Source organism: Pseudomonas sp. PDM24, from assembly GCF_019218905.1.
Taxonomy (GTDB): domain Bacteria; phylum Pseudomonadota; class Gammaproteobacteria; order Pseudomonadales; family Pseudomonadaceae; genus Aquipseudomonas.
The window spans coordinates 382262-395999 of the sequence record NZ_JAHUWR010000002.1 but is presented as its reverse complement, the minus strand read 5'-3'; the positions used below and the strand labels follow the sequence as shown (position 1 = coordinate 395999).

The window sequence follows — 13738 nt, the reverse complement described above, 5'->3', positions numbered from 1 at the left end:
CAGCGCGGGCTCAGGAGTCTGCCGTGAGCTTTACCCCCGCCAATCGTTTGTTTCCTGCAACCCGCCTGCGTCGCAACCGTCGTGATGATTTCTCGCGTCGACTGGTCCGTGAAAACGTACTGACCGTCGATGACCTGATCCTGCCGGTGTTCGTGCTGGACGGTGAAAACCGTCGCGAAGCGGTGGCCTCGATGCCGGGCGTCGAGCGCCTGACCATCGACCTGTTGCTGGAAGAAGCGGCCAAGTGGGTTGAGCTGGGGATTCCGGCCCTGGCATTGTTCCCGGTGACGCCGCCGGAGCTCAAATCCCTGGACGCCGCTGAAGCCTGGAACCCCAACGGCATCGCCCAGCGCGCCACCCGAGCCCTGCGTGACCGGTTCCCGGAGTTGGGGGTGATCACCGACGTCGCCCTGGACCCGTTTACCACCCACGGTCAGGACGGCATTCTCGACGAAGAAGGCTACGTGCAGAACGACATTACCGTCGACGCACTGGTTAAACAGGCCCTGTCCCACGCCGAAGCCGGCGCTCAGGTGGTGGCGCCTTCGGACATGATGGACGGTCGCATTCAGGCGATCCGCGAAGCGCTGGAGCTGGCCGATCACGTCAACGTGCGGATCATGGCTTATTCGGCCAAGTACGCCAGCGCCTATTACGGCCCGTTCCGCGATGCGGTGGGTTCGGCGCTGAACCTGGGCAAGGCCAACAAGGCCTCCTATCAGATGGACCCGGCCAACAGCAACGAAGCCCTGCACGAAGTGGCGGCGGACTTGTCAGAAGGCGCGGACATGGTCATGGTCAAGCCAGGCATGCCGTATCTGGATATCCTTTACCGGGTTAAAGAAGAATTTAAAGTGCCGACCTTTGTCTATCAGGTCAGCGGTGAATACGCCATGCACATGGCAGCGATCCAGAATGGCTGGTTGAGCGAAGGGGTTATCCTCGAATCCCTGACCGCTTTTAAACGTGCAGGCGCTGATGGCATCCTGACTTACTTTGCCGTCCGTGCTGCTCAATTGTTACGAGAGCAAAAATAGCCCTCCCAGGAACATTCGATGAATACCGAAGGACTCACTGAAGTTGCCGTAAAAGACGCTCAACCTGTGGTGGAGCCAATCGCCGAAACCCCGCCGGAGCTGGAGCCTGCTCCTGCCGCGGTGGTGGCCGAGCCCGTTGTTGCGGCGCCAGCGATTGCCATTCCCGGCCTGGATGACAGCAGCCTGTACATCCATCGTGAGCTCTCGCAACTGCAGTTCAACATCCGCGTGCTGGAACAGGCGCTGGATGAGTCCTACCCATTGCTGGAGCGGCTGAAGTTTCTGCTGATTTTCTCCAGCAACCTGGACGAGTTCTTCGAGATTCGTGTAGCCGGCCTGAAGAAGCAGATCACCTTCGCTCGCGAACAGGCTGGCGCCGATGGCCTGCAACCGCACCAAGCCCTGGCTCGCATCAGTGAACTGGTGCACGGCCACGTCGATCGCCAATACGCGATCCTCAATGACATTCTGTTGCCGGAACTGGAAAAACATCAGGTCCGCTTCATCCGTCGCCGTTACTGGACCACCAAGCTCAAGACCTGGGTTCGTCGTTATTTCCGCGACGAGATCGCCCCGATCATCACTCCGATCGGCCTCGACCCGACGCACCCGTTTCCGTTGCTGGTGAACAAGAGCCTGAACTTCATCGTCGAGCTCGAAGGCATCGACGCCTTCGGTCGCGACTCCGGTCTGGCGATTATCCCGGCGCCGCGTCTGCTGCCTCGGATCATCAAGGTGCCGGAAGAAGTCGGCGGTCCCGGCGACAACTATGTGTTCCTGTCGTCGATGATCCACGCCCACGCCGATGACCTGTTCCAGGGCATGAAGGTCAAGGGCTGCTACCAGTTCCGCCTGACCCGAAACGCCGACCTCGCAGTCGACACCGAAGATGTCGAAGACCTGGCCCGCGCCCTGCGCGGCGAGTTGTTCTCCCGCCGCTACGGTGACGCGGTGCGGCTGGAAGTTGCCGATACCTGCCCGAAACACTTGTCCGACTACCTGCTCAAGCAGTTCAACCTGCATGAGACCGAGTTGTATCAGGTCAACGGCCCGGTCAACCTGACCCGGCTGTTCAGCATCACTGGCCTGGACAGTCATCCGGAGCTGCAATACAACCCGTTCACCCCGCAGATCCCGAAACTGCTGCAAAACAGCGAGAACATTTTCAGCGTGATCAGCAAGCAGGACATTCTGCTGCTGCACCCGTTCGAGTCGTTCACCCCGGTGGTCGACTTGCTGCGTCAGGCAGCGAAAGACCCGCATGTGTTGGCGGTACGCCAGACGTTGTATCGAAGCGGCGCCAACTCCGAGATTGTCGATGCACTGGTGGACGCTGCGCGTAACGGCAAGGAAGTGACGGCAGTGATCGAATTACGCGCGCGGTTCGATGAAGAGTCCAACCTGCAACTGGCCAGCCGTCTGCAAGCGGCCGGTGCGGTGGTGATTTACGGCGTGGTCGGTTTCAAGACCCACGCCAAGATGATGCTGATTTTGCGTCGCGAGGCTGGCGAGATTGTCCGCTACGCCCACTTGGGGACCGGCAACTATCACGCGGCCAACGCCCGTCTGTATACCGACTACAGCCTGCTGACCTCCGACGATGCCTTGTGCGAAGACGTCGGCAAACTGTTCAGCCAGCTGATCGGTATGGGCAAGACCCTGCGCATGAAGAAACTGCTGCACGCACCGTTCACGTTGAAGAAGGGCATGCTTGATATGATTGCCCGGGAGACGCAATTCGCCCTCGACGGCAAACCGGCGCACATCATCGCCAAGTTCAACTCGCTGACCGACCCGAAGGTCATCCGCGCGTTGTACAAGGCCAGTCAGTCCGGGGTGCGTATCGATCTGGTGGTGCGCGGCATGTGCTGCCTGCGACCGGGCATCGCCGGGGTCTCCCACAACATCCATGTGCGCTCGATCATCGGTCGCTTCCTGGAACACACCCGGGTCTTCTACTTCCTCAACGGCGGCGAAGAGCAGATGTTCCTGTCCAGCGCCGACTGGATGGAGCGCAACCTCGACAAGCGCGTCGAGACTTGCTTCCCGGTCGAGGGCAAGAAGCTGATTTTGCGGGTCAAGAAAGAGCTGGAGCTTTATCTCACCGATAACACCCACAGCTGGAGCCTGCAGTCGGACGGTCGCTACATCCGCAACACGCCGACCGGCAACCAGAACCCGCGCAGTGCCCAGGCAACTTTGCTTGAGCGTTTGGGTAGCCCGATTCTGGCTGTTCGTTAACGCGCAAAACCTGTGGGAGCGGGCTTGCTCGCGAAGGGGGCAGCACATTCAGCATGGATGTTGACTGACACACCGCCTTCGCGAGCAAGCCCGCTCCCACATGGGGCTTGCATCGTCTGCTGAATCGCGGGCACAAAAAAAGGCCTTCCGAAGAAGGCCTTTTTCAATTTCAACGAACGTTAAGGACGAAGCTGACGCGAGTCAGCCATTCCGCTTCCAGGGCGAAGTCGGCCTGGGTCAACTGGTTGTCGTCCAGCCAGTGTTCCGGGAACAACACGTCCAGGCTGTCGCCATTGGCGTGCAGCACGACCTGTGGCATTTCCTGGATACCGCGGATGTGATGGAACAGAATCGCAAAACGCAGTAGCACGCACAGACGAATCAGCTTGATGCCGTCGTCGCCGAATTCGGCGAACTTGTCCTTGGGAATGTTGCGTCGGTGGCCACGTACCAGTAGCGCGAGCATTTGCTGATCTTCGCGGGAGAATCCGGCCAGGTCCGAGTGCTCGATCAGGTAGGCGCCGTGCTTGTGGTACTGATAGTGGGCAATGTCCAGGCCCACTTCATGGACCTTGGCGGCCCAGCTCAGCAATTCGCGCCAGACACCGTCATCCAGCTGCCAATCCTCGGCCACTTGATCGAAGGCATGCAGCGCCTTGCGTTCGACCCGTGCGGCTTGTTCCAGATCAACGTGGTAACGCTCCATCAGCGAGCTGAGAGTGCGCTCACGCACGTCTTCATGATGATGACGGCCCAACAGGTCATAGAGCACGCCTTCGCGCAGGGCGCCTTCACAGTGGTCCATGCGTTGCAATTCGAGGGCGTCGAAGATCGCTTCGAGAATCGCCAGCCCGGCGGGGAAAATCGCCCGGCGGTCGGGCTTGATCCCTTCGAAATCGATTTTCTCGGCATCGCCGAGTTTGAACAGCTTGCGCTTGAGCCAGGCCAGGCCTTCGGCATTCACTTCGCCAGTGCCATGCCCGCCGGCCTTCAGCGCCAGGCCAATGGCGCGAATGGTGCCCGAGGAGCCGATGGCTTCATCCCAGGTTAGGCGGTGCAGGGCGTGTTCGATGCTCATGATCTCCAGCCGCGCCGCGGTGTACGCCTGGGCGTAGCGGGCCGGGGTGATCTTGCCATCCTTGAAGTAGCGCTGGGTATAGCTGACGCAGCCCATTTGCAGGCTTTCGCGCAGCAGCGGCTCGAAGCGCTGGCCGATGATGAATTCGGTACTGCCGCCGCCGATGTCGGCCACCAGGCGCTTGCCCGGCGTGTCGGCGAGGGTGTGGGAGACGCCGAGGTAAATCAGGCGCGCTTCTTCACGGCCAGAGATGACTTCTACCGGATGGCCAAGAATTTCTTCGGCGCGGTGGATGAATTCGGCGCGGTTACGGGCTTCGCGCAGGGCGTTGGTGCCGACGATTCGCACGGTGCCGGGCGGCATACCGCTGATCAGTTGGGCGAAACGCTTCAGGCAATCGAGCCCGCGCTGCATGGATTCTTCGCTGAGTTGGCGCTCTTCGTCGATGCCGGCGGCCAGCTGAACCTTCTCCCCGAGACGTTCGAGAATCCGGATTTCGCCGTTCTGGGCCTTGGCCACGACCATGTGAAAGCTGTTGGAGCCCAGGTCGATTGCGGCGATCAGGGACAGATTCTTGGCTTGGGATTGCGGCATGGTCAGGGGGTCTCGGTCGATAACCTCGACATCCTGCCACGATCAAACGCTGCCGCCAACGCGTAGGCGCTGTCGAAGGCTGCGATCTTTTACCGCGGGTGGCATTCGTGGCGTTGCGGAGGGCCTCTTCGCGGGCAAGCCTCGCTCCTACAAGGAATTTGTGTTGCCCACAAACCCGCGTGCGGCGCAAAACCCTGTAGGAGCGAGGCTTGCCCGCGAAGACGTCCGAACAGGAGCTGAAGATCTATCAGCCCGCCGCCTCAACCGTCCCGATAAAATTCGCCAGCTCCGCCGTCTGCGGGTTGGCAAACAATACCTTCGGATCCCCCACCTCATGCACCTTGCCATGGTGCATGAACACCAATTTGTCCCCAACCTCGCGGGCAAAGCGCATTTCATGGGTGACCATGATCAGCGTCATGCCCTCCTTGGCCAGTTGCCGGACCACGCTCAGCACTTCGTTGACCAGTTCCGGGTCCAGCGCCGAGGTGATTTCATCGCACAACAGCACCTTCGGCGACATCGCCAGCGCCCGGGCAATCGCCACCCGCTGTTGCTGGCCGCCAGACAGTCGGTCGGGGAAGGCATCGAATTTTTCCCCCAACCCCACCCGTTCCAGCATCTGCCGCGCCAGTTCGGCGGCTTTGGCTTTCGGCACTTTCTGCACCACTTGCGGCGCGAGCATGACGTTTTCGCCCACAGTGAGGTGCGGGAACAGATTGAACTGCTGGAACACCATCCCGACTTTCTGCCGCAGGCTGCGCAGGTCGGCGCGGGCGGCGTCGAGGTATTCGCCGTCGACTTCGATCACGCCGTCATTGATCGACTCCAGACCATTGAGGGTGCGCAGCAAGGTGGATTTGCCCGAGCCGCTACGGCCGATGATCGCCACCACCTGGCCTTCGTCGACACTCAGGTCGATGCCTTTGAGCACATGCTGGTCGCCGTAATACTTATGCAGGGCGGAAATTCTAAGCAGAGGCATGCAGTCTCCTTTCCAGGTAGCGCGCACTGAGGGACAAGGGGTAGCAGAGCAGGAAGTAACCGAGCGCCACCAGGCCGTAGACCATGAAGGGCTCGAAGGTCGCGTTGGCGAGCATGCCGCCGGTCTTGGTCAGTTCGGTGAAGCCGATGATCGAGGTGACGGCGGTGCCTTTGACCACTTGCACCGAGAAACCCACGGTTGGCGCCACGGCGATGCGCAGGGCTTGCGGCAGGATCACGTAACGCAGTTGCTCCAGCGGATTGAGCGCCAGGCTCGACGAGGCTTCCCATTGGCCATTGGGAATCGAATCGACACAACCGCGCCAGATCTCCGCCAGGTAAGCGCTGGTAAACAGCGTCAAGGCCATCGCCGCGGCCATCCACGGCGAAATCTCCACACCGGCCAACGCCACACCGAAGAACACCAGAAACAGCTGCATCAATAGCGGCGTGCCCTGGAACAGCTCGATGTAGGTGCGGGCGAAGTGGCTGGGCAGGGATTTTTTTGAAATCCGCATCACCATGATCAGCAATCCGATCAGCCCGCCGCCGATAAACGCCACCAGCGACAACGCGAGGGTCCATTGCAGGCCCGTGAGCAGGTTGCGCAGGATGTCCCAGAAGGTGAAATCGCTCATTGGCTGCTGCTCCTTGCTATGTAGCGCCGGCCGATCCAGTTCAGCAATTGGCGGATCAGCAGCGCCATGCACAGGTAGATCAGTGTGGTCAGGGCATAGGTTTCAAAGGCGCGGAAGTTGCGCGATTGAATGAAGTTGGCGGCGAAGCTCAGCTCTTCGGTGGCGATCTGCGAACAGACCGCCGAGCCGAGCATGACGATGATGATCTGGCTGCTCAGGGCCGGCCAGACCTTGCCCAGCGCCGGTAGCAGAACCACGTGGCGGAAGGCTTCGAAGCGGGTCATTGCCAGGGCGGCCGCGGCTTCCAGCTGCCCGCGGGGGATCGCTTGAATGCCGGCGCGGATGATCTCGGTCGAATAGGCGCCAAGGTTGATCACCATCGCCAGCACCGCCGCCTGCCATTCGGAAATCTGCAGGCCCAGCGACGGTAAACCGAAGAAGATGAAAAACAACTGCACCAGGAATGGCGTGTTGCGGATCAACTCGACGTAAACCCCGAAAATGCCGGCGAACGGGCGGATGTTCCACGCCCGCACCAGTGCCCCGACGATACCCAGACCGACCCCGAGCACCGCGCCAATGGCCGTCAACTCAAGGGTGAACAGCGCACCGCGCAGCAGCAGATCGGTGTTTTCCACCACCGGCAAGAAATCGAACTGATAAGCCATAAATCGTCTCCGCGAACGATCAGAGATCGGCCGGCAGCGGCTCTTTCAGCCAGGTTTGCGAGTTCTTTTCCAGCGCACCGTCAGCCTTGGCCGTGGTGAGGATGTCGTTGACCTTGCCCAGCAGCGCCGGCTCGTTCTTGTTCACGCCAACGTAAACCGGCGAGTCCTTGAGCTTCACCTTGAGGGCTGGCACGCGTTTCGGGTTTTTTTCGCTGATCGCTACCATCACCACGTTGCCACTGGCGATCAGGTCGACTTGCCCTGCCAGGTAAGCGGCGATGGTCGAGTTGTTGTCTTCGAAGCGTTTGATGGTCGCGCCTTCGGGGGCGACTTTGGTCAGCTCGATGTCTTCGATGGCGCCACGGGTGACGCTGATGGTTTTGCCCTTGAGATCGTCCAGGCCCTTGATGGCGGCGTCTGGCGGGCCGAACACGGCGAGGTAGAACGGCGCGTAGGCACGGGAGAAGTCGATGACTTTCTCGCGCTCAGGGTTCTTGCCGAGGCTGGAAATCACCAGGTCGACTTTGCCGGTGGTCAGGAACGGAATGCGGTTGGTGCTGTTGACCGGGGTCAGTTCGAGTTTGACCTTGAGCTGGTCGGCCAGCAGTTGGGCGGTGTCGATGTCCAGGCCGCGAGGTTTCATGTCCGGACCGACCGAACCGAACGGCGGGAAGTCCTGGGGCACGGCGACTTTGAGGGTGCCGCGCTTGACCACATCCTCCAGACCGTCGGCGTGGGCGGGTGCCTGGCTCAGCATCAAGCTGGCAAACAGGGTGGCGAGGAGGACGCTGTAACGCATGGTCATGGCAAATCTCCGGATCGGCGGGAAGTGATTTCTGCGGATCGACAGAGCACGGGCCATGCCAAGATTGGTTTTTGGGGGGCGCAGGCCACGGTTTTGCTGGTGTCGCTCGGTCTTACTGGTCTGAACAGTTGAGTGACATTTCGCACCCTGATGGCGCACCCGTGAAAATTCCCGAACCCCCATGGGGCACGACTTGCCGGACGTCGCGAATAGCTTTACAACTAGCCGCTCATTGGCCTGGCTCGTCTGAAAAAACCATGAACTCGATCTCCCGCGCCGTACCCGAAGTGGCGCTGCAAGCCATCCGCAAACTGATCACCGAGCAAGGTTTCGGGGCGGGGGATGCCTTGCCCTCGCAACGGGACCTGGCGGTGCAATTGGGGGTCAGTCGGGCGTCATTGCGTGAGGCGTTATCGTCCCTGAGTGCGCTGGGCGTGATCAGTATCCAGCCGGGCAAGGGCGTGTTTGTGCAGTCACCGGTCGATTTGCCCCGGGGCGATGCGGCGCCGGGCTGGCCGTTCGCGGCCCAGGCATCGCCGCTGGACATCTTCCAGTTGCGCTACGCGCTGGAAGGTTTTGCCGCCGGGCTGGCGGCCGTGACCCTGAGCACCGATGAACTCGATGTCCTGGAAGACAATGTCGCCGCCATGCGCAACGAACTGCGTGCCGCCGACTTCGATGCAGCGGCGCGACTGGATTTCGAGTTTCACCGGCGCATCCTCCTGGCCAGCGGCAATCAGGCGATGCTGAGCATTCTGACGGCCAGCGCCGACATCTTCCTGGAGAGCCAGAAGCTACCGTTCATCCGGGCCGAACGGGCCATGGAAACCTGGCAGGAACACCGTAAAATCCTCCGTGCGCTGGCTCGTCGGGCCTCTGGCGCCGCGCAGAAGGCCATGCAGGAGCATGTGCGCAACGCCGCCCTGCGTACCGGAATTGCTTTCGTCGCTCCCGCCACCTCATGACTTGAGCTATACCCAAACTCATGGGCCACCATAGCGAGACTCAATCATCTGCGGCTTCCTGAACACGGGAAGGGCGGCTATGATGGGCCACGTTTTTTATTGCTTACAACCCGGAGACATCCATGAGCAGCGATCTTATCAAGCACGTCACCGACGCTAACTTCGAAGAAGAAGTACTGAAGGCTGCTGGCCCTGTGCTTGTTGACTACTGGGCTGAGTGGTGCGGCCCTTGCAAAATGATCGCCCCGGTTCTGGACGAGATCGCTGGCACCTACGCTGGCAAGCTGACCGTCGCCAAGCTGAACATCGACGAAAACCAGGAAACCCCGGCCAAGCACGGCGTACGTGGTATCCCGACGCTGATGCTGTTCAAGAACGGCAACGTCGAAGCCACCAAGGTCGGTGCGCTGTCTAAGTCGCAACTGGCTGCTTTCCTCGACGCCAACATCTAAGCGTTGTTATAAAGCGTCATGAAAAGGCCCCGCATAATGCGGGGCCTTTTCGTTATTGAGGGCTAGACGCTCCGAAACTCAGGTGGTACATTCGGCCCCGCACTGGTTTCTCCACTGCCCCCTGCTAGCCGTCGCCGACGCACTCCTTTTCGAATAAGTACGCGATCCTGTCGCCTTCTCTGCGGCGCGGCCTCATTAAGCCAAAAGCTTAATTTCCCCCCTCCATAAATGATTACGTCATTCCTATATGAATCTGACTGAACTCAAGCAAAAGCCGATTACCGAACTGCTCGAATTGGCCGAACAGATGGGCATAGAAAATATGGCCCGTTCGCGCAAGCAGGACGTGATTTTCTCCCTGCTCAAAAAGCACGCTAAAAGCGGCGAGGAAATCTCCGGTGATGGCGTGCTGGAGATTCTCCAGGACGGCTTCGGCTTCCTGCGCTCCGCTGACGCTTCCTATCTCGCCGGCCCAGACGACATCTACGTCTCGCCGAGCCAGATCCGCCGCTTCAACTTGCGCACCGGTGACACCATCGTTGGCAAGATCCGCCCTCCAAAGGAAGGCGAGCGTTATTTCGCACTGCTCAAGGTCGACACGATCAACTACGATCGTCCCGAGAACGCGAAAAACAAGATTCTCTTCGAGAACCTGACCCCGCTGTTCCCGACCGTGCGCATGAAGATGGAAGCCGGTAACGGTTCCACCGAAGACTTGACCGGTCGTGTCATCGACCTGTGCGCCCCGATCGGCAAAGGCCAGCGCGGCCTGATCGTTGCACCGCCGAAAGCCGGTAAAACGATCATGCTGCAAAACATCGCGGCGAACATCGCACGTAACAATCCTGAAGTTCATCTGATCGTATTGCTGATCGACGAACGTCCGGAAGAAGTGACCGAAATGCAGCGCACCGTGCGCGGCGAAGTGGTTGCCTCGACGTTCGACGAGCCGCCAACCCGCCACGTGCAGGTTGCCGAAATGGTGATCGAGAAGGCCAAGCGCCTGGTCGAACACAAGAAGGACGTGGTGATCCTGCTCGACTCCATCACCCGTCTGGCGCGTGCCTACAACACCGTGATCCCGAGCTCCGGCAAGGTGCTGACCGGTGGTGTCGATGCCCACGCCCTGGAGAAACCGAAACGTTTCTTCGGTGCTGCACGGAACATCGAAGAAGGCGGCTCGCTGACCATCATCGCTACCGCGCTGGTTGAAACCGGCTCGAAGATGGACGAAGTGATCTACGAGGAATTCAAAGGCACCGGCAACATGGAACTGCCTCTGGATCGCAAGATCGCTGAAAAACGTGTGTTCCCGGCCATCAACATCAACCGCTCCGGTACTCGCCGCGAAGAGTTGCTGACGGCCGACGACGAACTGCAGCGTATGTGGATCCTGCGCAAGCTGCTGCACCCGATGGACGAAGTCTCTGCCATCGAGTTCCTGGTCGACAAGCTGAAACAGACCAAGACCAACGACGAGTTCTTCCTGTCGATGAAACGCAAGTAAGTCGCAGAAAGTCAGCAAAAGCCGGGGAAACCCGGCTTTTTGCTATCTGATTTTTGATGAACCGGCAGTTCGTGGTTCTGAATAGAGGGGTTCGGCGCTAAACTGCCTGCCCCGAACGCCACGGCCAACACGAGGCTCACGCATGCAGTATCGCGACTTGCGCGACTTTATCAGCGGCCTGGAAAAGCGCGGCGAACTCAAGCGCATCCAGGTTCCAGTGTCCCCAGTGCTCGAAATGACCGAGGTCTGCGACCGCACGTTGCGCGCCAAGGGCCCGGCGCTGCTTTTCGAAAACCCTATCGGTTATGACATTCCCGTACTCGGCAACCTGTTCGGCACCCCCGAGCGCGTGGCGCTGGGCATGGGCGCAGAAGCGGTCAGCGAGCTGCGCGAAATCGGTAAGCTGTTGGCGTTCCTCAAAGAGCCCGAGCCGCCGAAGGGCCTGAAGGACGCTTGGTCAAAGCTGCCGATCTTCCGCAAGATCATTGCCATGGCGCCGAAAGTCGTCAAAGACGCGGTGTGCCAGGAAGTGGTCATCGAAGGCGACGATGTCGATCTGGCGATGTTACCGGTACAGACCTGCTGGCCGGGCGACGTCGGTCCACTGATCACCTGGGGCCTGACCGTCACCAAAGGTCCGAACAAGGACCGCCAGAACCTCGGCATCTATCGTCAGCAAGTGATCGGCCGCAACAAGGTGATCATGCGCTGGTTGAGCCACCGTGGCGGCGCGCTGGATTACCGTGAATGGTGCGAGAAACACCCCGGCCAGCCGTTCCCGGTCTCCGTGGCCTTGGGCGCTGACCCTGCAACCATTCTGGGTGCTGTGACGCCCGTACCGGACAGCCTTTCCGAATATGCTTTCGCCGGTCTGTTGCGCGGCAATCGCACCGAACTGGTGAAGTGCCGCGGCAACGACCTGCAAGTGCCGGCCACTGCTGAAATCATTCTGGAAGGCGTGATCCATCCGGGTGAAATGGCCGACGAAGGCCCGTATGGCGACCACACTGGCTATTACAACGAAGTCGACAGCTTCCCGGTGTTCACCGTCGAGCGCATCACCCATCGAATCAAACCGATCTATCACAGCACCTACACCGGCCGTCCGCCGGATGAGCCGGCGATACTCGGTGTGGCGCTGAATGAAGTGTTCGTGCCGATCCTGCAGAAGCAGTTTCCGGAGATCACCGACTTCTACCTGCCGCCCGAAGGCTGTTCGTACCGCATGGCCATCGTGACCATGAAGAAGTCGTATCCTGGGCATGCCAAGCGGGTAATGCTCGGTGTCTGGTCGTTTTTGCGACAGTTCATGTACACCAAGTTCGTTATCGTCACTGACGACGATATCAACGCACGGGACTGGAACGACGTGATCTGGGCCATCACCACGCGCATGGACCCCAAGCGTGACACGGTGATGATCGACAACACGCCGATCGACTACCTCGACTTCGCCTCGCCGGTTTCCGGCCTGGGCTCGAAGATGGGGCTCGATGCCACGCATAAATGGCCAGGCGAAACCACCCGCGAGTGGGGCCGGGTCATCGTCAAGGATGAAGCCGTTACCCAACGGATCGATGCCATCTGGAATCAGTTAGGAATAGATTGATGCGTGTAACCTTGCAGCCCTCCGGAGCAGTGCTAGAGATTCTGCCCGGCGAGCGAATTCTCGATGGCGCGCGGCGCCTGGGCTATGAATGCCCGCAAAGCTGTCGTAACGGCAATTGCCATGTGTGTGGCGCGTTGCTGGTGGAAGGGCGGGTCGAACAAGCCGGCGATGTGCGTGACCATGGCGAGTTCTACACTTGCATTGCAGAGCCGCTGGAAGACTGCATCGTGCTGTGGGATGGCGTGCTCGCGCTGGGAGAATTGCCGGTGCGCAGCGTGTCGTGTCAGGTCATTGAATGCAGGGATGTCGGCGGCGATACCTGGCGCGTGCGTCTGCGTGCGCCGGCGGGCAAGCCGCCGCGCTATCACGCCGGCCAGTATTTGATGATCGAGCGAGAGAACGGCGAGAAATCCGCCTTCTCCCTGGCCTCTGCACCGCATTCCGGGCGCGACCTGGAAATTCATGTACTGGCGCGCGAAAGCAGTGCGTTGAGCCTGATCGAACAGCTTCAGCGCAACGCGATAGTGCGCATCGAAATGCCGTTCGGCGATACCCATCTGGCGGAATTGCCAGACGGTCCACTGGTACTGATTGCTGCCGGTACCGGCATGGGCCAGATCCACAGCCTGATCGAACATTGCCGGGCCGCGGGATTCAAGCATCCGGTGCATCTGTATTGGGGCGTGCGTCGTCCCGAAGACTTTTATGACATTGAGCATTGGGATGAATGGGAAAAACTGCCCAATCTGTTCCTGCATAAAGTCGTCAGCGATCAGTGTGGCTGGGGAGGGCGCTGCGGCATGTTGCATGAGGCAGTGTGTGAAGATTTCCCTGACCTGAAAGCCCTGCATGTCTATGCCAGCGGCTCTCCGGCCATGGTCTATGGCACGCTGGATGCGCTGGTCGAAGCGGGGATGGATGCCCATCAAATGCGCGCGGATGTGTTCGCTTACGCCCCCCGATCTTGATCCGCGATCTTAAATCGTTATAACTCCCCATATAGCCGATCGGTATTTATAGATTTGTATAAATGCCGGTAGGTTATATCTTGTTCAGGTAATAAGTTTTAGAGCGCCGTCATGGCACTTAAATTGCCTTAAACCATATGTGCCTTATTGTTACAGCGGTGCGTTCTATTAAGTAATTCTTCACCCGCGGGG

The 13738-nt window shown here is 59.8% G+C and carries 12 protein-coding genes; 7 read left to right on the top strand and 5 right to left on the bottom strand.

What is annotated here, in order from left to right; all coding sequences use genetic code 11:
• Positions 1 to 23: 23 nt before the first annotated feature.
• Both hemB and ppk1 read left to right on the top strand, forming a co-directional pair.
• Complete coding sequence (gene hemB / locus KW837_RS09675) at positions 24 to 1037, top strand: porphobilinogen synthase (protein WP_007899362.1); 1014 nt, start codon at positions 24 to 26, stop codon at positions 1035 to 1037.
• An 18-nt stretch (positions 1038 to 1055) separates the two neighbouring features.
• Entirely contained in the window at positions 1056 to 3278 is a 2223-nt protein-coding gene (gene ppk1, locus KW837_RS09670) for a polyphosphate kinase 1 (RefSeq protein ID WP_192344993.1), read from the top strand.
• 169 nt (positions 3279 to 3447) lie between these two features.
• Here ppk1 and ppx read toward each other — a convergent pair whose 3' ends face one another.
• From ppx to KW837_RS09645, 5 genes are all read right to left on the bottom strand, one after another.
• Positions 3448 to 4950, bottom strand: coding sequence for an exopolyphosphatase (gene ppx / locus KW837_RS09665; RefSeq protein ID WP_123500426.1), 1503 nt, complete (start codon positions 4948 to 4950; stop codon positions 3448 to 3450).
• Between the two features lie 247 nt (positions 4951 to 5197).
• The gene (locus KW837_RS09660) at positions 5198 to 5935 is read right to left on the bottom strand and encodes an amino acid ABC transporter ATP-binding protein (RefSeq protein WP_218395371.1); all 738 of its coding nucleotides are present in this window, start codon (positions 5933 to 5935) and stop codon (positions 5198 to 5200) included.
• Positions 5922 to 6572 (bottom strand): amino acid ABC transporter permease, encoded by a 651-nt coding sequence (locus tag KW837_RS09655; RefSeq protein WP_008076078.1) that lies wholly within the window; start codon positions 6570 to 6572, stop codon positions 5922 to 5924. Before KW837_RS09655 ends, KW837_RS09660 begins: the two co-directional genes overlap by 14 nt.
• Entirely contained in the window at positions 6569 to 7240 is a 672-nt protein-coding gene (locus KW837_RS09650) for an amino acid ABC transporter permease (RefSeq protein WP_008076077.1), read from the bottom strand. Before KW837_RS09650 ends, KW837_RS09655 begins: the two co-directional genes overlap by 4 nt.
• A gap of 19 nt (positions 7241 to 7259) precedes the next feature.
• Positions 7260 to 8045: a transporter substrate-binding domain-containing protein gene (locus KW837_RS09645; protein WP_218395370.1), complete on the bottom strand. Its 786-nt coding sequence runs from the start codon at positions 8043 to 8045 to the stop codon at positions 7260 to 7262.
• 257 nt (positions 8046 to 8302) lie between these two features.
• Between KW837_RS09645 and KW837_RS09640 the strand changes: the two genes are divergently transcribed.
• The 5 genes from KW837_RS09640 (at position 8303) to KW837_RS09620 (ending at position 13546) form a co-directional block, all read left to right on the top strand.
• Positions 8303 to 9010 carry a FadR/GntR family transcriptional regulator gene (locus KW837_RS09640; protein ID WP_192344990.1) on the top strand — a complete coding sequence of 236 codons (708 nt, stop codon included), beginning with the start codon at positions 8303 to 8305 and terminating at the stop codon, positions 9008 to 9010.
• A 122-nt stretch (positions 9011 to 9132) separates the two neighbouring features.
• A complete protein-coding gene (gene trxA / locus KW837_RS09635; protein WP_007899382.1) occupies positions 9133 to 9462 on the top strand; it encodes a thioredoxin TrxA in 330 nt (109 codons plus the stop codon).
• A 247-nt stretch (positions 9463 to 9709) separates the two neighbouring features.
• Positions 9710 to 10969, top strand: a complete 1260-nt coding sequence (gene rho / locus KW837_RS09630) for a transcription termination factor Rho (protein ID WP_007899384.1) — start codon at positions 9710 to 9712, stop codon at positions 10967 to 10969.
• 142 nt (positions 10970 to 11111) lie between these two features.
• Positions 11112 to 12578 (top strand): 4-hydroxy-3-polyprenylbenzoate decarboxylase, encoded by a 1467-nt coding sequence (gene ubiD, locus KW837_RS09625; RefSeq protein ID WP_218395369.1) that lies wholly within the window; start codon positions 11112 to 11114, stop codon positions 12576 to 12578.
• On the top strand, positions 12578 to 13546 hold the full coding sequence (locus KW837_RS09620; protein WP_218395368.1) for a CDP-6-deoxy-delta-3,4-glucoseen reductase: 969 nt from the start codon (positions 12578 to 12580) through the stop codon (positions 13544 to 13546). The genes ubiD and KW837_RS09620 overlap by 1 nt, the downstream gene beginning before the upstream one ends.
• The last annotated feature ends 192 nt before the right edge of the window (positions 13547 to 13738 follow it).